Origin of the sequence: Rivihabitans pingtungensis, from assembly GCF_003201855.1 — a bacterium.
In the GTDB taxonomy this organism is placed as follows: domain Bacteria; phylum Pseudomonadota; class Gammaproteobacteria; order Burkholderiales; family Aquaspirillaceae; genus Rivihabitans; species Rivihabitans pingtungensis.
In genome coordinates this window covers 69170-87029 of record NZ_QJKI01000010.1, presented here as the reverse complement: position 1 = coordinate 87029, position 17860 = coordinate 69170, and the positions used below count along the sequence as shown (strand labels likewise).

The 17860-nt window shown below is 61.1% G+C and carries 14 protein-coding genes; 10 read left to right on the top strand and 4 right to left on the bottom strand.

Going from position 1 to position 17860, the window contains the following annotated elements:
- Positions 1–48 precede the first annotated feature (48 nt).
- Complete coding sequence (locus DFR34_RS09315) at positions 49–2199, top strand: diguanylate cyclase domain-containing protein (protein ID WP_146215111.1); 2151 nt, start codon at positions 49–51, stop codon at positions 2197–2199.
- Between the two features lie 198 nt (positions 2200–2397).
- Here the strand turns inward: DFR34_RS09315 and DFR34_RS09310 are convergent, their stop codons facing one another.
- The gene (locus DFR34_RS09310) at positions 2398–2676 is read right to left on the bottom strand and encodes a barstar family protein (RefSeq protein WP_110390876.1); all 279 of its coding nucleotides are present in this window, start codon (positions 2674–2676) and stop codon (positions 2398–2400) included.
- Positions 2667–3110 (bottom strand): ribonuclease domain-containing protein, encoded by a 444-nt coding sequence (locus DFR34_RS09305; protein WP_110390875.1) that lies wholly within the window; start codon positions 3108–3110, stop codon positions 2667–2669. Before DFR34_RS09305 ends, DFR34_RS09310 begins: the two co-directional genes overlap by 10 nt.
- Positions 3111–3457: 347 nt before the next feature.
- Between DFR34_RS09305 and DFR34_RS09300 the strand changes: the two genes are divergently transcribed.
- The gene (locus tag DFR34_RS09300) at positions 3458–4330 is read left to right on the top strand and encodes an HDOD domain-containing protein (RefSeq protein ID WP_110390874.1); all 873 of its coding nucleotides are present in this window, start codon (positions 3458–3460) and stop codon (positions 4328–4330) included.
- A gap of 87 nt (positions 4331–4417) precedes the next feature.
- On the opposite strand, the gene apbC is transcribed toward DFR34_RS09300, so the two are convergent.
- Positions 4418–5545 carry an iron-sulfur cluster carrier protein ApbC gene (apbC, locus tag DFR34_RS09295; RefSeq protein WP_110390901.1) on the bottom strand — a complete coding sequence of 376 codons (1128 nt, stop codon included), beginning with the start codon at positions 5543–5545 and terminating at the stop codon, positions 4418–4420.
- Between the two features lie 78 nt (positions 5546–5623).
- Between apbC and metG the strand changes: the two genes are divergently transcribed.
- From metG to DFR34_RS09255, 8 genes are all read left to right on the top strand, one after another.
- On the top strand, positions 5624–7735 hold the full coding sequence (gene metG, locus DFR34_RS09290) for a methionine--tRNA ligase (protein ID WP_245906852.1): 2112 nt from the start codon (positions 5624–5626) through the stop codon (positions 7733–7735).
- 433 nt (positions 7736–8168) lie between these two features.
- Positions 8169–8978: a class I SAM-dependent methyltransferase gene (locus tag DFR34_RS09285; protein ID WP_110390872.1), complete on the top strand. Its 810-nt coding sequence runs from the start codon at positions 8169–8171 to the stop codon at positions 8976–8978.
- Positions 8979–9256: 278 nt separating this feature from the next.
- Entirely contained in the window at positions 9257–10264 is a 1008-nt protein-coding gene (locus DFR34_RS09280; RefSeq protein WP_110390871.1) for a TRAP transporter substrate-binding protein, read from the top strand.
- A 113-nt stretch (positions 10265–10377) separates the two neighbouring features.
- Positions 10378–10995: a TRAP transporter small permease gene (locus tag DFR34_RS09275; RefSeq protein WP_110390870.1), complete on the top strand. Its 618-nt coding sequence runs from the start codon at positions 10378–10380 to the stop codon at positions 10993–10995.
- Positions 10995–12278, top strand: a complete 1284-nt coding sequence (locus tag DFR34_RS09270; RefSeq protein WP_110390869.1) for a TRAP transporter large permease — start codon at positions 10995–10997, stop codon at positions 12276–12278. Before DFR34_RS09275 ends, DFR34_RS09270 begins: the two co-directional genes overlap by 1 nt.
- Positions 12279–12681: 403 nt before the next feature.
- Positions 12682–14976, top strand: coding sequence for an NADP-dependent malic enzyme (locus tag DFR34_RS09265; protein ID WP_110390868.1), 2295 nt, complete (start codon positions 12682–12684; stop codon positions 14974–14976).
- Between the two features lie 139 nt (positions 14977–15115).
- Complete coding sequence (locus tag DFR34_RS09260) at positions 15116–15358, top strand: PhaM family polyhydroxyalkanoate granule multifunctional regulatory protein (protein ID WP_110390867.1); 243 nt, start codon at positions 15116–15118, stop codon at positions 15356–15358.
- Positions 15359–15458: 100 nt separating this feature from the next.
- On the top strand, positions 15459–16334 hold the full coding sequence (locus tag DFR34_RS09255; RefSeq protein WP_110390866.1) for a Rossmann-like and DUF2520 domain-containing protein: 876 nt from the start codon (positions 15459–15461) through the stop codon (positions 16332–16334).
- Positions 16335–16393: 59 nt separating this feature from the next.
- Here DFR34_RS09255 and flgL read toward each other — a convergent pair whose 3' ends face one another.
- Positions 16394–17854 carry a flagellar hook-associated protein FlgL gene (flgL, locus tag DFR34_RS09250; protein ID WP_110390865.1) on the bottom strand — a complete coding sequence of 487 codons (1461 nt, stop codon included), beginning with the start codon at positions 17852–17854 and terminating at the stop codon, positions 16394–16396.
- Positions 17855–17860: the final 6 nt, after the last annotated feature.

Sequence of the window (17860 nt, the reverse complement as noted above, 5' to 3'; positions counted from 1 at the left end):
GTGCGCAGCCATCATGGCCGCTGGTGCGCAAACGGGGACGCCTGCGTGATGTGGTTGACCCGCGCGCATTCATTGCGTTTTCGCCTGATCGGCCTGGGGCTGCTGATCAACCTGCTGATTGTCGGGATGATCTCTCTGGTAACCCTGGATGCCGTGCACGAGGTGGCACGCAACGATCTGGTCAAACAGCTGGGCACGCTCGACCGCCAGGCCTCGGCGGCGCTGACGCGCCCGGCGGCTGAGCACGATCTCAACACCCTGTACTGGCAGGTTGAGCACTTTTCTCATTATCCTGACGTGGTCTATCTGGCCGTACGTGATCGCGACGGCCGCGTGCTGGCTGGCGGAGGCTGGGCGCCAGGCAAGCTGGCGCCCGAGCCTGACCGGGTGGACCGCTTCTGGCTGTTTGCCCCGCGCGACCAAGTGTTTCATCACCGTCTGGAACTACAGGTGGGTGGCCAGACTGTCGGCGAAGTGGTGTATGGCCTGTCGATGGCAGACGCCCGCGATGCGCTGTCGCGCGCCATGGGCTGGTGTGCGCTGGTCGGGCTGTTCAGTGTAGTGACACTGTTTGGCCTGCAATGGCTGCTGGGTGCCTGGCTGATGCGCCCGCTGCGCCGGCTGGGCCGCGCGGCCCGGGCGATTGCCGATGGCCAGTATGATGTGACCATGCCCGAGCCCGGCCATGACGAAATCGGCCAGCTCACGGATCATTTCCAGCACATGCGCGATGCCTTGCGCCAGCAAATTGGCGAAATCCAGTCGCAAAAAAACATGCTGCACGCCATTGCGGACTATGCCTACGCCTGGGAATTGTGGATCAATCCGGCAGGCAAGCTGTTCTGGACCAGCACGGCGTCCGAGCGGGTGATCGGCTACACCCGCGAAGAATGCATGGCCATGCCCTCGGTGCTGGAAACCATTGCTCATGACGAAGACCGTGCCCGGCTGCGCCATGCGCTGGACCACGCCATTGAGGCACGCACCTCTGGCCAGGGCTTTGAGTTTCGCGCCTGCCACCAGCGTGGCCACTGGCTGTGGCTGACAGTCAACTGGCACCCGATCTACAACACGCTGGGCGGCTATCAAGGCTGTCGGCTCAGTGTCATGGATTCCAGCGAAAGCAAACACAATCAGCTGGCGCTGGACAAGGCCTTTGCCGACTTGCAGGCCTTGCAACAGCTTAGCGAAGTGCACCTGCGCCAGGCCGAGCGCGAACGTGCCCGGCTGAAAGCACTGTTTTCCGCGCTGTCGATCGGCATGGTGTTCACCGACCGTACCCATCGCATCATCTATGCCAACCCGATGTTCTCGCGCCTGCTCAGCCTGCCCGCGCCGGATGCGCTGTTGGGAGAAGATCTCTCGCAATTGACGCCAGCACTGTTTGTCATGCCCGAGCACTCCGTGCACGGCGAGGAAGAGGCTCCGCGCAACGAGCTGAAACTGGACGACAAGCGTGTGCTGACCTTCCAGCATATTGATGTACACGACGACGAGCACGGCAGCCTGTGGATCTTTGAAGACGTCACCGCCGAGCGCGCCACTGCCGAGCAGCTGATCTTCCTGGCCGAGCGCGATACGCTGACCGGGGTATACAACCGCCGCCGTTTCGACACCGAGCTGGAACGCATGGTCAAGCGTGCAGACCGGCGCGAGCAACCGATGGCGCTGGTGATTTTTGACTTGAATGATTTCAAGATCATCAATGACAGTCACGGCCACGCCGCAGGTGATCAGGTATTGATCGACATTGCCCGCACGGTGAACAAAACCGTGCGACAGAACGAAGTATTCTGCCGGCTGGGTGGCGATGAATTTGCCGTACTGATGCCAGAAGCCAGTGCATACGATGCCAGCATGCTGTCACGGCGCATCGAACAGCAGGTGACCGCGCTGGATTTTGAATTCGACGGCGTCAAGCGCCGGGTCAGCGCCAGCCTAGGGATTGCGGTGTATCCCTCGCATGCCAACGATGCCCAAACCCTGGTGGCAGCCGCCGATGCCGCCATGTATCAGGCCAAGAAACAGGACAAACGGGGTTGCTGGGTGGTGTTCGACAGCAGCATGAAACTCGACGCCAGCCAATTGCTGCATACCCACGATTATCCGAACGAGCCACAACGGTTGGAGCCCACTGTCTTTGCCGACACCGGCCACGACGACGCCCAGCCATCCATGATCGACGAATTGTTCGGCTGAGCATCAAACAGTCAGTCAGCCAAAAAACACACGGCCGGGGTCAGTTCGCCCCGGCCGTTTACGTACATGGGTGACACTCGCCGTTAGAGTCGCCCACAAAACCCAGCGAAGCGGTCCTGGCTAGGCGTGTGACCGCAGACAGTACAACAAAGTACGGCAAGGTCACACAACAACGCCAGGGGGTTTTGTGAGCGGCTCTTAAGACAGGCCGATCCATACTTTGAAGTCATCCCGATTGCTGGCCACCGCATGCAGCACGGCGGTCAGCGATTCAAAAGCATCTTCACCCATGTCATTGCGCGCGGCGATGGCGTCGTGCCAGAACACCTCCACTGGACCTGGCGCGTCATTGAGCGCGTCTTCCAGCGCATCCAGATTACGACCAAAGTGTGCCGGCAGTTTCAATCCACTGCTGATCTGGCTATAAAAAGTGTTCAGAGAGTCAATCCGGGTCAGGTCACATTTTGTTATTGGCATGCTGGAATCTCGACAAAGGTCTGGTAATGGTCAGTGGTTACAAAGCGCTGGCGAGCAGAAAACACCAGCCGCTTGGCGTTGCGCTTGCCCCCGCGGTAATCAAGGTCGGCCTCGGTCCATTCGGCGGCCGGCAAGCGCCGCTCGCGATTGGCAAACCGGTCGCCGCCCATGCGCTTACCCTTAAGCGCATCAATCTGATTGAACGGCGTGCCCGGTGTCCAACCGGCAGCACGGGCCGTGCGCTTGTCTACGTAGCGATCTGCCGGCAGGCGGCCGCTGCGTTGCAACTCGGACAGGGTGTCCGCCAGGATGCGGGTGTCCTGCACCGGAGGATTCAGTTTGTCATTGGCAGCGCGCACCACATCCGGACATGCCGGCAGGGCCCAGGCGGGTACGGTGGCCAGCAAGCCAAGGCACAGGAAAATTCGAAGCATGGGATAAATTCACTCCAGTAAAAGTCTTATCGTAAAAGGTTCACGCCAATGCAGCAATCCATGACAAATGTTTCATGATTCACATCAAATGCTTGGTCAAATTGTCCGATGGATGGCTTGAGAGAAATCCCCAGCTGTGGCACGCTTGGACGCCTCGATAAAATCCGGCGTTCAGATGCATTTTTGCGCGCTTTCCTGTGTCAGCCAAGCAGCTGGCGCCGGAGTGCCGCCAGGCTCCGCCGCCCCCGTGTCAGGCTGGATTCATCCATGGCACCTTGCCGGTTTTGCCGGCCTCTACAGAATCAGCCATCTGCGTGGCCCCGAACTGAAAACGCAGGGAGAAATACATGTCGCACCCCACTCCGGATGTTCCCGATGTGCTTCCCGAAGACACTGCCCTGGTATTGCCACCGTGCCCGGCAGTACTGGCCGGATTGTTTGAAGCCGTGCAACGAGATCACGATCTGCGTGAAGTTGCCTCGCTGATCGCCGCCGATCCCGCCATTTGTGGTTCAGTGCTGCGCACTGCCAACAGCGTGGCGGAAGCCGGGCATACCTCCCTGCGCGACCCCTTGCAGGCGGTCACCAAGCTGGGCGTGCGCCGGGTGCTGGGCATTGCCTGCGCGATTGCCGCGCCGGGCGCATTTCCGCTGCCGCCACAAGTGGCCGAACGCTTCTGGCGCTTGTCGCGCACTACGGCCGAAGCCGCCCGCCAAGTGGCGCGCCGCATCCCCGGCCCGGCAGAAGAAGACGCCTATCTGTACGGCCTGTTCCGCGATTGCGGCATCCCGCTGCTGATGCTGCACTATCCGGATTATGAGCAAACCGTGCAGGACGCCATCGCCGAAAACATGCCGTCCACCAAGCTGGAATACTTCCGCTATGGCACCCACCACGCCATGGTGGGCGGCTTGATCACCCGCCACTGGAAAATGCCGGACGAGCTGGTGTTGTCGATCCGCCACCAGCACGATGCCACCTTGTTTGGCGACAACACCGGCTCGGTGGCCCCCAGCATTCGCACACTGGCGGCAATGGGCTTTTTTGCCTCGTCTGCGGCGCGCAATGCTCTGGGTGAGCTGGAAGACCCGGAATGGGTGTGGTGCGGCCGTCAGGCGGCGGCCTATCTGGGCTTTCAGCCAAAAGAAGCCGTCGAGTTGGTGTGGGATGTGGCCGAGGCAGTGCGCGAGGTAATGGGGCGCCAGCATTTGCCCGAATAAACCGGCCCCAGTAAAAATATCCGCCAAAATAAAAAACCGCCATCACTGGCGGTTTTTTATTCGCTTGCGCTCATCGCGCAAAATATTTCAGGTATTTTGAATCACAATCTTGGGAATGCGCGAAGAAAAATCTCGCGCCCGTTCCGCCACCCGAATCGCCACCTGCCGGGCAATCGCCTGATAACGGCGGGCGATTTCGCCATCCGGCTCGGCCGCCACGCTGGGCTTGCCCTGGTCGGCGCTCAAGCGGATGGACAAATCCAGCGGCAGCTGGCCCAGCACGGTCACCCCGTATTGCTCGGCCATTTTTGCCGCTCCACCCTCACCAAAAATTGGCTCGGCGTGACCGCAGTTCGAGCAGATATGCACGCTCATGTTTTCCACCAGACCCAGAATCGGCACGCCGACCTTCTCGAACATCTTCAGGCCCTTCTTGGCGTCCAGGAGGGCGATGTCCTGCGGGGTGGTGACAATCACTGCGCCGGTCACCGGGATTTTTTGCGACAGCGTCAGTTGCACATCGCCAGTGCCCGGCGGCATGTCGATCAGCAGATAGTCCAGATTGTCCCAGCGGGTGTCGTTCAGCAGCTGTTGCAACGCCTGGCTGACCATCGGCCCACGCCAGATCATCGCCTGATCGTCGTCCACCAGATAGCCGATCGACATGCTCTGCACGCCCAGGCTTTCCAGCGGCAGCAGCGATTTATTGTCCGGCGATTCCGGGCGGCGGCCTTGCAGGCCCAGCAGCAGGGGTTGCGAGGGGCCGTAGATGTCGGCGTCGAGAATGCCCACCCGCGCGCCTTCGGCGGCCAGCGCCAGCGCCAGGTTCACCGTGGTGGTGGACTTGCCCACCCCGCCTTTGCCCGAGGCAATGGCGATGATGTTTTTCACGCCGGGCAACAGCGCCACGCCACGCTGGGCGGCGTGGGCGACAATCTGGCTGCTGACGTTGACTTCGGCGTCAGTCACCCCGGCCAGGGTGAGCAGATGCGCGCGCACCTGCTCGGCCAGCGCCGCCCACTGCGAGCGCGCAGGGTAGCCCAGCACCACGTCCAGGCTGACGCGACCGCCGTCGATCTTGAGGTTTTTGATGGCCTTGGCGCTGACCAGATCCTTGCCGGTGTTGGGGTCGAGGCAGGATTTCAGATGTTCAGTCACCTGTTCGGGGCTGACGGCGGCGCTGCCGCCGCCAAACAGGGTTTTGATCAGATTCATGCTGGAGGTTCCATTGGGTGTGGCGGGTCAACTTGTTACAATAGGGCTTTTACTGCTTTTTACAAGATTCGGAATCCCATGACTGCCCAGAAACGCCAGATTCTTGTGACCAGCGCCCTGCCCTACGCAAACGGCGCCATCCACCTTGGCCATATGGTCGAGCATATCCAGACTGACATCTGGGTGCGCTTTCAAAAAATGCGCGGCCACGACTGCCATTATGTCTGCGCCGACGACACCCATGGCACGCCGATCATGCTCAAAGCCGAGAAAGACGGCGTCACCCCCGAGGCGCTGATCGAGCGCGTGCACGCCGAGCACCTGCGCGACTTCACCGGCTTTCACATCGGCTACGACAACTATTACAGCACCAATAGCGAAGAAAACCGCCATTATTCCTACGACATCTACCGCAAGCTGAAAGCCGACGGCAAGATCGTCAGCCGCACCATCGAGCAGCTGTTCGACCCGGAAAAACAGATGTTCCTGCCCGACCGCTTCGTCAAGGGCGAATGCCCCAAGTGCGGCGCCAAGGACCAATACGGCGACTCCTGCGAGGTGTGCGGCGCCACCTACAGCCCGACCGAGCTGAAAAACCCCTACTCGGCGGTGTCCGGCGCCACGCCGGTGCTGCGCGAGAGCGAGCATTTCTTCTTCCGCCTGGGCGAATGCGCCGACTTCCTGCGCGAGTGGACCGCCGGCGCCAGCACGCTGGCCGACGGCCGCAGCCAGGCGCACTTGCAAACCGAGTCGCTGAACAAGATGAACGAGTGGATCGACGGCGGCCTGCAAGATTGGGACATCTCGCGCGATGCGCCGTACTTCGGCTTTGAAATCCCCGATGCGCCGGGCAAGTATTTCTATGTGTGGCTGGACGCGCCGATTGGCTATATGGCCAGCTTCAAGAATCTGTGCGAACGCAGCGGCCTGAACTTTGACGACTACTTCAAGGCTGACTCCACCGCCGAGCTGTACCACTTCATCGGCAAGGACATCCTGTATTTCCACGCGCTATTTTGGCCGGCCACCCTGCAATATTCTGGCTACCGCACGCCGACCGGGGTGTTTGCCCACGGCTTTTTGACCGTGGACGGCCAGAAAATGTCCAAGTCGCGCGGCACCTTCATCACCGCGCAAAGCTATCTGGACTGCGGGCTGAACCCGGAATGGATGCGCTATTACATCGCCGCCAAGCTCAGCAGCAAGATCGAAGATATTGATCTGTCGCTGGATGACTTTGTCGCCCGCGTCAACAGCGACCTGATTGGCAAATTCATCAATATCGCCAGCCGCGCCGCCGGCTTTATCAGCAAGCGCTTTGCCGGCCAACTGGCCGCCGCGCTGCCGCAGCCCGCATCGCTGGCCAGCCCGGTGTGCTACGCCGGCGAGCTGGAAGCCGGCGCCGCGCTGCTGGCCCACCTGCAACAGCAGGCCGACAGCATCGCCCAGGCGCTGGAAGCGCGCGAATACGCCCGCGCGCTGCGCGAGGTGATGGGCCTGGCCGACAAGGTCAACGCCTATGTGGACGCCAACAAGCCGTGGGAGCTGGCCAAGCAGGAAGGCCAGGAAGCGCGTCTGCACGAAGTGTGCACCGTGCTGATCAACGCCTTCCGCCTGCTGATGATCTACCTCAAGCCAGTGCTGCCCAAGCTGGCCGCCGATGTGGAGGCCTTCCTCAACATCGCCCCGCTGAGCTGGCAAGACGCCAGCCAACTGCTGCTGGGCCACACCATCCAGCCTTACCAGCACCTGATGACCCGCATCGACCCGAAACAGATCGAGGCGCTGATCGAAGCCAACAAGCAAACCGTGGAAGCCGCCAAACCGACCGCCGCCGCTGTCGAACCGTTTGCCGACACCATCGGCATCGACGATTTCGCCAAGCTGGATTTGCGCGTGGCCACCGTGCTGGACTGCAAGCTGGTGGACGGCTCGGACAAGCTCTTGCAATTCACCGTCGATCTGGGCAGCGAAACGCGCAATATCTTCTCCGGCATCCGCAAAGCCTACGCCGACCCGGCCAGCCTGATCGGCCGCAAGGTGATCGTGGTGGCCAACCTCGCCCCGCGCAAAATGCGCTTTGGCGTGTCACAGGGCATGATTCTGTGCGCCAGCGGCGTGGACGACGGCAGCGGGCTGTTTTTGCTGGATAGTGACGATGGCGCGATGCCGGGGATGCGGGTGAGTTAAGCGCCACTCACAAAACTCTCCTGGCGTCGTTGCGCGACCTTGCCGTACTACCCGTACTGTCTGCGGCCGCACGCCTAGCCAGGATCGCTTCGCTGAGTTTTGTGAGCGACGCTAAACACCGCTGAGCCCTCCCTTCTGACAGGTTTGCCTCGCCGGCCGTACCGGCGGCGGCATCTCTGCTCAGCGCGGCTCACCAAACCGCGTCAGGCGTGCTGCCAAGCCCGCCAGGCACGGTTGGTGAGCCGCTTTTCGTCTGCGCGCCATCATCATGCTGGCTGGGCTGCAAGCTGACAGTCCGCCCGGTGCGAGGCGCAGCATCTCCTGTGTTCCAGAATCTCCCGCCTACACACTCTTTGACGGATTGTTCACGCCCAATCCCGATGACATAAGTATAATATTGCAGCCTTTTCCTGATTAAAGATCGAGCACGCTGATGTCCTCTACATATATCCACGGTTTTTCCGCCAGCGAGCAAGCCCGCTTGCTGGCGCAGGCCGACGCGCTGGCGTCGGTGGTGTTTGGCGGCCTGGATTTGGCCGATGTGCGCACCCTGCTGGAAGTGGGCTGCGGGGTGGGGGCGCAAACCCGTCAGTTATTGATGCGCTGGCCGCATATGCAAATACACGCCATCGACCAAAGCCCCAGCCATCTGGCGGCGGCGGCGGAGCATTTGCGCGCGGCGCGGGCCGATGGTCAGGTGCGCTTGACCCGCGCGCGGGCGGAGCGCCTGCCGCTGGCGGCGGCGCAGTTTGATGCGGCGCTGACCATTTGGGTGCTGGAGCATGTGCCCGAGCCGGCTCAGATTCTGGCCGAGATGGTGCGCGTGCTGAAGCCCGGCGGGCGGGTGATTCTGACTGAGGTGGACAACAGCACTTTTCGGTTTTTTCCGCACAATCCTCTGATTGAAGATTGGTGGGCGCAGTTCAACGCGGTGCAGCGCCAATCCGGGGCGGATCCGTTTATTGGCCAGCAATTGGCGGCATTGGCGCAGGCGGCGGGGCTGACGGAAATCTGCGTCACGCCATTGCCGATTGTCTCCAGCCGGCAGACGCCGCAGCGTCGGCTGGGCTTGTTGCGCTACACCCGCGATTTATTGCTGTCTGGCGCGGACAGCCTCAAGCGCGCCGGGCGAGTGAGCGAGGCCGATGAACAGGCTTTGCTGGCGGAGTTTGCCGCGCTGGAAGCACGCCCGGAGGTGGATTTTCAGTATCTGGCGGTGCGGTTGTGCGCGCGCAAACCGTGATTTAGAGCCGCTAACAAAACCCAGCGAAGCGGTCCTGGCTAGGCGTGTGACCGCAGGCAGTACAAGAAGTACGACAAGGTCACACAACAACGCCAGGGGGTTTTGTGAGCGGCTCTTAGTTCGGCTAAAACAGCGGACCGCCGCCATGGCATTTTATATTAGGGTTTACCCTGATGCGGAATCCCCCAATGGCGGGGCGTCTTGAGTTTGCCTATTGTTCGGGTACGCACGGCTTCCGTGTCCGTGAACGTCAAACAATAGGTCGAGGAGAAATCGAGATGAAACTGAAACTTGCCGCTGTGCTGGTGGGCGCTGCCCTGGGTCTGTCGTCGGTGGTGGCGCACGCCGCTGGCGAAATCGTCATCAAGTTCAGCCATGTGGTGGCTGTCGATACGCCGAAGGGCAAGGCCGCAGAATACTTCAAGAAACTGGCCGAAGAGCGCACCAAGGGCAAGGTGAAGGTGCAGGTGTACCCGAACAGCCAGCTGTACAAGGACAAGGAAGAACTGGAAGCGCTGCAACTGGGCGCCGTGCAGATGCTGGCTCCGTCGCTGGCCAAATTCGGCCCGCTGGGCGTGAAAGAATTTGAAGTGTTCGACCTGCCGTACATCTTTGACGACTACAAAGAACTGCACAAGGTCACCCAAGGCCCGATCGGCCAGCAACTGCTGGGCAAGCTGGACAGCAAGGGCATCAAGGGCCTGGCCTTCTGGGACAACGGTTTCAAGCAATTCTCCGCCAACAAGCCGCTGAAAAACCCGGCTGACTTCAAGGGCATGAAGCTGCGCATCCAGTCGTCCAAGGTGCTGGAAGAAGAAGTCCGCTCGCTGGGCGCGATTCCGCAGGTGATGGCCTTCTCGGAAGTGTACCAGGCGCTGCAAACCGGCGTGGTGGACGGCACCGAAAACCCGGTGTCCAACTTCTACACCCAGAAGATGCACGAAGTGCAAAAGCACATGAGCCTGACCAACCACGGTTATCTGGGCTATGCCGTGATCGTCAACAAGAAGTTCTGGGACGGTCTGCCGGCTGATGTGCGCACCGCGCTGGACGGCGCCATGAAGGACGCCACGGTCTACGCCAACCAAATCGCCGAGAAGGAAAACAACGGCGACCTGGAAAAGGTCAAGGCTTCTGGCAAGACCACCATCTACACCCCGACCCCGGCTGAAAAAGCCGCACTCAAGCAAGCACTGACCCCGGTGCACGCCAAGATGGCCGGCCGCATTGGCCAGGACGTGATCGAGGCCATCTACAAAGAAACCGGCTTCAACCAAGGCAAGTAATACCCGCCATCGTCCGCCTGGCCTAGCGTCAGGTGGGCGCTCCGTGGCCACTCTGCATGCTGCGCTGATGCGCTGGCAGGGGGCTGTTTTGCGTGTGACACGAGGATTTCCCCATGCTCCGCTTTCTTGACCATCTTGAAGAGTGGCTGATTGGCGCTCTGATGGCGGCGGCGACCTTGCTGATCTTTGTGGCGGTGATTCACCGCTACGGGATGGGCATTGAGGCGCTTCAGCCGTATCTGCAACACATTCACCTGTCCTGGGCGCAGGAATTGTGCATCTACATGTTTGTGTGGATGGCCAAATTCGGCGCCGCTTACGGCGTGCGCACCGGCATTCACGTCGGCGTTGACGTGCTGATCAACCGCATGCAGGACAACACCCGCGCCAAGTTCATCGTGTTTGGCCTGTGCGCCGGCGCGCTGTTCACCGCAATCATTGGCACCCTGGGCGCCAACTTCGTGTGGGAAATCGCCCACACCGAACAAACCTCGGCCGACCTTGAGCTGCCGATGTGGCTGGTGTACCTGGCCGTGCCCTGCGGTTCGTATCTGATGTGCTTCCGCTTCCTGCAAGTGACCTTCAGCTTTATCCGCACCGGCGAGCTGCCCAAGCACGACCACAGCCACGTGGAAGGCATGGACGACCAGACTGACGACATCAACTGGTTCGCCATGGACGACAACCTGCACCCGCATGGCGTGGCGCACGACAAACGGGAGGGCAAATAATGAGCACGCTGATCATCTTTACTCTGCTCATCGTTCTGATGCTGACCGGGATGCCGATTTCCATCTCGCTCGGTCTGACGGTGCTGACGTTCTTCTTCACCATGACCGATATTCCCATCGAGTCGGTGGCGCTCAAGCTGTTCACCGGCATCGAGAAGTTCGAGATCATGGCGATTCCGTTCTTTATTCTGGCCGGCAACTTCCTCACCCACGGCGGCGTGGCGCGGCGGATGATCAACTTTGCCACGGCGATGGTGGGCCACTGGCACGGCGGCCTGGGTCTGGCGGGTGTGATGGCCTGCGCGCTGTTTGCCGCTGTGTCGGGCTCCAGCCCGGCCACCGTGGTGGCGATTGGCTCCATCCTGCTGCCGGCCATGGTCAAGCAAGGCTTCCCCAATAGCTTTGGCGCGGGGGTGATCACCACCTCGGGCGCACTGGGCATCCTGATTCCGCCGTCCATCGTGATGGTGATGTATTCGGTGGCCACCAACACCTCGGTGGGCCAGCTGTTCATGGCCGGCGTGGTGCCGGGCCTGATGCTGGCGGGCCTGCTGGGCCTGACCACCTGGTATCGGGCGCGCAAGTACAACTACCCGCGTCTGGCCAAGGCCAGCTGGGGCCAGCGCGCCAAGGCCTTGCGTGAGAGCGTGTGGGGCTTGCTGTTGATCGTGGTGGTGATTGGCGGGATTTACTCCGGCATCTTCACCCCGACCGAAGCCGCCGCCATGTCTGCTGTGTACGCCTTTATCGTCGCGGTGTTTGTCTACAAGGACATGACCCTCAAGCAAGTGCCCAAGGTGCTGCTGGATTCGGCGTCGATGAGCGCGATGTTGCTGTACATCATCACCAATGCCGTGCTGTTCTCCTTCCTGATGACCAGTGAGAACATCCCGCAAAGCATGGCCGCCTGGCTGCTGGACATGGGCCTGGGCCCAATCAGCTTCCTGCTGATGGTGAATATTCTGTTGCTGCTGGCCGGCAATGTGATGGAGCCGTCGTCCATCGTGCTGATCTTTGCGCCGATTCTGTTTCCGGTGGCGCAAAGCCTGGGCATCGACCCGGTGCACTTTGGCATCCTGATCACCGTGAATATGGAAGTAGGCATGTGCCATCCGCCGGTGGGCCTGAACCTGTACGTGGCTTCGGGCATCACCAAGATGGGCATCACCGAGCTGACCAAGGCCGTGTGGCCGTGGCTGCTGACCATGATCGTGTTCCTGGGTATTGTCACCTATATTCCGGCAGTGTCGCTGTGGTTGCCGCGCACCCTGGGCATGATGTAACAGCCCGGTGAGCCAGAACAGGCGTTTCGAGTGGAACCACACCCCGCACGAAACGCCTGTTTTGTTTAGCGCCGCTCACCAAACCCCTGACGAGGCGCGCGCAGACCCGGCAAGGCCGCGCGATGACGCCAGGCGGGTTTTGCATGCAGGTTATGCGGACATGGCATGGCCCCATGCATGACCGGCTGAGCCAAGGCGGACATCCGCGCTTATAATGCAAGGGCTGGGGCTTATCCTGCCCATCCCCTTTTAACTGCGCCGCACTGGCTGACGCCCACCCCGCGTCAAGCTGGCCCGCAGAACCGGACACGATACGCAGTACGCCAAATCAAGAGTCGCATCACGACCGAAACACCTGAACTCCCAAGACACGAAGAACCGCACCTGATCAGGAGATCCAGCAATGGATGAGCAACTGCGCCAGAGCGCACTCGAATACCATCAATACCCGACCCCCGGCAAAATCCAGGTGGCCCCGACCAAGCCGCTGACCACCCAGCGCGATCTGGCCCTGGCGTATTCGCCGGGCGTGGCCGCCGCCTGCGACGCCATCGTCGAAGACCCGAACAATGCTTACAAGTACACCTCGCGCGGCAATCTGGTCGCGGTGATTTCCAACGGCACCGCCGTGCTGGGGCTGGGCAATATCGGCCCGCTGGCCGGCAAGCCGGTGATGGAAGGCAAGGGCGTGCTGTTCAAGAAGTTTGCCGGCATTGATGTGTTTGACATCGAAGTCAACGAAAACGACCCGGACAAGCTGGTGGACATCATCTGCGCCCTGGAGCCCACTTTCGGCGGCGTCAACCTGGAAGACATCAAGGCGCCCGAGTGCTTCTACATCGAGCAAAAATGCCGCGAGCGCATGGGCATTCCGGTGTTCCACGATGACCAGCATGGCACCGCCATTGTCTCTGCCGCCGCCGTGCTCAACAGCCTGCGCCTGGTGAACAAAGACATCGACAAGGTGCGCGTGGTGGCTTCCGGCGCTGGCGCCGCCGCCATCGCCTGCCTGGAGCTCCTGGTGGCGCTGGGCGTGACCCGCGCCAATATCACCGTGTGTGATTCCAAGGGCGTGATTTACCAGGGTCGCGACGAGAAGATGGACGAATCGAAAAAACGCTTCGCCATCCCCGACAATGGTCAGCGCAAGCTGGCCGACGCCATGGTCGGCGCCGACATCTTCATGGGCTTGTCCGGCCCCAAGCTGGTCACCCAGGAGATGGTCAAAAGCATGGCCGCGCATCCGCTGATTCTGGCCATGGCCAATCCGGAACCGGAAATCCTGCCGCATCTGGTCAAGGAAGTGCGCCCGGACGCCATCATCGGCACCGGCCGTTCGGACTACCCGAACCAGGTGAACAATGTGCTGTGCTTCCCGTTCATCTTCCGTGGCGCACTGGACGTGGGCGCCACCACCATCAACGAAGAGATGAAGCTCGCCTGCGTGCGCGCGCTGGCCGACCTGGCCATGGCCGAGCAGAACGAAGTGGTGGCCTCGGCCTACGGCGGCGACCAGGATCTGTCGTTTGGCCCCGAGTATGTGATTCCCAAGCCGTTTGACCCGCGCCTGATCGTCAAGATCGCCCCGGCCGTGGCGCAAGCCGCCATGGATTCCGGCGTGGCCACCCGCCCGATTGCCGATATGGACGCCTATATCGAACAGCTGGCGCAGTTTGTCTACAAGACCAATCTGTTCATGAAGCCGGTGTTCACCCAGGCCAAGAAAGACAAAAAGCGCGTGGTGATGGCCGAAGGCGAAGACGAACGCGTGCTGCACGCCACGCAGGAAATCGCCTCGCAAGGCCTGGCCTTCCCGATTCTGATCGGCCGTCCGAGCGTGATCGAAAAGCGCATCGAAAAGCTCGGCCTGAAGCTGCAAGCCGGCGTGGATTTCGAGCTGGTCAACAACGAATCCGACCCGCGCTTTAACGACTACTGGACCGACTACTACAACCTGATGAAGCGCAAGGGCGTCTCGCAAGAGCAGGCCCGCCGCCGGGTGATCGGCAACACCACGCTGATTGGCGCGCTGATGGTGCGTCGTGGCGAAGCGGATGCCATGATCTGCGGCACCTACGGCACCTATCGCCAGCACTTTGACATTGTCGAAAATGTCATCGGCTACGCCCGCGAAGACAAAGTGGCCAGCGCGATGAATGCGCTGATTCTGCCGACCGGCAATATCTTCATCGCCGACACCTACGTCAACGCCAACCCGGACGCCGGCCAGCTGGCCGCCATCACCGAGATGTCGGCCAAGGCGGTCAAGCGCTTTGGCATCGCCCCCAAGGTGGCGCTGCTGTCCAACTCCAGCTTTGGCACGGTGCAAAGCCCGGGCGCCGGCAAGATGCGCGAGGCGCTGGCGATGATTCAGCAAGCCGACCCGACGCTGGAAATCGACGGCGAAATGCAGGGCGACGCCGCCCTGCTGGAAACCATCCGCCTGCAAGCCATGCCGAGCACCACGCTCAAGGGCGCGGCCAACCTGCTGGTGATGCCGAACGTGGAAGCCGCCAACATCAGCTACAACCTGCTGCGCGTGTCGGCCTCGGACGGCGTGACCATTGGCCCGATCCTGATGGGCATGGCCAAGCCGGTGCACATCGTCACCGCCATCTCCTCGGTGCGCCGCATCGTCAATATGGTGGCGCTGGCGGCGGTGGATGCACAGAACCAGGCGGCACAAAAAGCTGAGTAAGCGACGCTAAGCCCCCGACCTTGGTTTGAATGTCGAACCAGGCGCCAACGGCTTATACTGAATGGGCAGACCCGCCAAGCGGGCTGCCCATTTTTCATGGCCGCCCTCGGGCGACACACCACCATACGGGGACTTCACCATGCATCCAGATTTCAACCCTGGCGACCCGTTCGCCCTGTTCCGGCAATTCTGGCAAGCCGCCACCCCGCCCGGCGCACAGCCTTTCCTGCCGCCGATGACCGAAGAAGACCTCGACCGCAAACTGGCTGAGCTGAAAGTGGTGGAAGACTGGCTGACCATGAACCTGGGCATGCTGCATCTGCAAGTGCGCACGCTGGAAATGCAAAAAGCCGCCCGCGCCGCGCTCAAGCCCAAAGAATAAGGCCTGAATCGGCAGCCTCTGCCCGCCCATGCCGCCCCCCGGCATGGGCGGCGGTGTTTTCTGGCCGTATGATCTGGGTTTTTGCCCAAGGATTGCCGCCATGCCCACATTGCCCCGTTTGAACCTGATTGGCCCCGGCAAGGTGGGCCTGGCGCTGGCGCTGGCCTGGCATCGCGCAGGCGCGGTGCACGTGGCCGGTGTGCTGGCTTCGTCCGCCGACAAAGCGCAGGCGGCGGTGTCCTGGCTGGGCGCCGGCAGCGCAGTGGCTGAGGCAGCGCAACTGCCTCCGGCAGAATTCACCCTGATCGCCACCCCAGACGGCAAGATTGCCGACATGGCGGCGCGCCTGGCGGCGGCAAACGTGACGCCGGCTGGCGCGGTGGTGTGGCACGCCAGCGGCGCGCTGGACAGCGCCGTGCTGGCCCCGCTGGCGGCGCAAGGCGCGCAGTGCGCCAGCGCCCATCCGGTGATGACCTTTGCCGACCCGCTGCGCGCGCAAGACAGCCTGGCCGGCATGCCGGTGGCGCTGGAGGGCGATGTGCAGGCTTGTGCGCGCATTCATGCGCTGTTTGCCTGCGTGCGCGCCCAGCCATTCAGCCTGGCCGCTGGCAGCAAAGCCGCCTACCACGCGGCCTTGGCCATGGCGTCGAATTATTTGGTGACCTTGGTCGAACTGGCCAGCCAGACGCTGCGCCAGGCCGGCGTGGCGGCAGACGCCTGCCCGGCGCTGCTGGCGCCGCTGATGCGGCAATCGCTGGACAATGCGCTGAGCATGGGGCCGCTGGCGGCGCTGACCGGGCCGATTGTGCGCGGCGATGCGCACACGGTGGCCACCCATCTGGCGGCGCTGGCCAGCGCGCCTGAGCGGGCGCGCAGCTACGCCGAACTCGGCCACGCCACCCTGACGCTGGCCACACCGCGCCTGAATGCGGCGCAACACCAAGCGCTCAGCGCAGCACTGGATGCTCGGTCATAAAAAAACCGGCCCGCGCATCCACGCGGGCCGGTTTTGCTGTGCTGCTGTCGCAGTATGGCTTAGATGTAATTGAACAAGGACAAACCCTGTACCTTGGCAAAGCTGTTTTGCGAAGCATCCAGCGCCAGCTTGGCCAAAGACAGCTCAGAAGCAGCCGATGCGACATCCACATCTTGCAGACGACTGAGGATGGCTTTGTATTGCAGCGAGAAATCCGCACCCACTTCCACCAAGGCATCAGCTTCATTGCGGTTGGCGCCAATCCGCGCCTCTACCGACAGAATACGGGTCTGCGTGTTGTCGATATTGGCAATGACATTTCCCAGGCGATTGGCAAAGTCGGTAGCGTCTGCCGGGGTAGCTGCGTTGCTTTGCAGTACACGGGAAAGATCGTTCAGGGTATCAAAAATACTGCGCGTCTTGCTTGGCTCCAGGGTCAGCACACCACCATTGGCCGGCGCCTCGCTGGTCATGGCAAATTTGGCGCCAAAATCGATATTATAAGGGGCCGGGTTGGTAGAGAAATTCAGATTGATGTCTGCGCCGCTCTGAAATTTAGGGTAGGACTTGGCAAATGGGCCAATCGCCGGATTACCCACAGCCACTTGCTCTGCACTGGCAGTATACAAATCAGAGGCGGCAGCCGCAGTGGCGCCACTCTTACCTGTCACCAGCGAGGTATAAGCCGCGCCATCAAATAAAACAACATCATAGTATTTATTGAATTCAGTAGCTTGGCCTGCCACTCCATCATCTTCAGAGCCAAACACCACCTCAATGCGGGCGCCAGCCTGAGACAAAGCACCGGTCGGCAAGGCCAATGGGCCCGCGACTTGGGCATCAAACTTGGCGCGATCAACCACCGAGCCCAAGTCCACCTGCACATTGGACAAAGCACTGCCAGCACCCAGCTTGAACAAGCCATTGCCTTCCGGAATCGAGCCAAACACATATTGACCGTTGTCCGTCACCGGCACTTGGCGTGCGCTGGAAATCATCATTTCCTGGCGGTTGGCATCACCATTGTATTGCACGATGCTGGAGCCAGCCGCAACCACCGAACCAAATTGCTGAAGTTCGCTATATGGCTTGGTTTGGCTGATGCTGCCGCCAAACAAGGCTTTGCCATTGCCATCCAAGGTGTTGGCATAGCCCAGCAGCTGCTTGTACAAGCCTTCCAGCTCGGAATTCAGCATGTTGCGGTCTTCGTTGGTCAGCGTGGTGTTGCCAGCCTGAATCGCCATCTGACGAACTTGTTGCAGTACATCCCCAGCGGCTTGCAGCGAAGTTCCACTCAATGCCAACGAGCTTTCTGCAGCCTTGGCGTTTTGGTTGAATTGCTCAATACGATCTTTCGCCTGGGTTTGATCCAAAATCTGCGATGCCGCCACCGGATCATCCGACGGGCGATTGACCTTGCGCAAAGTGGAAAGCTGCTCCTGAACCTTGTACAGTGCGCTTTGCTTGCCAAGCATATTAGAGACATTATTCAGATACAGCGAATTGGTGCTGACGCGCATGATGGA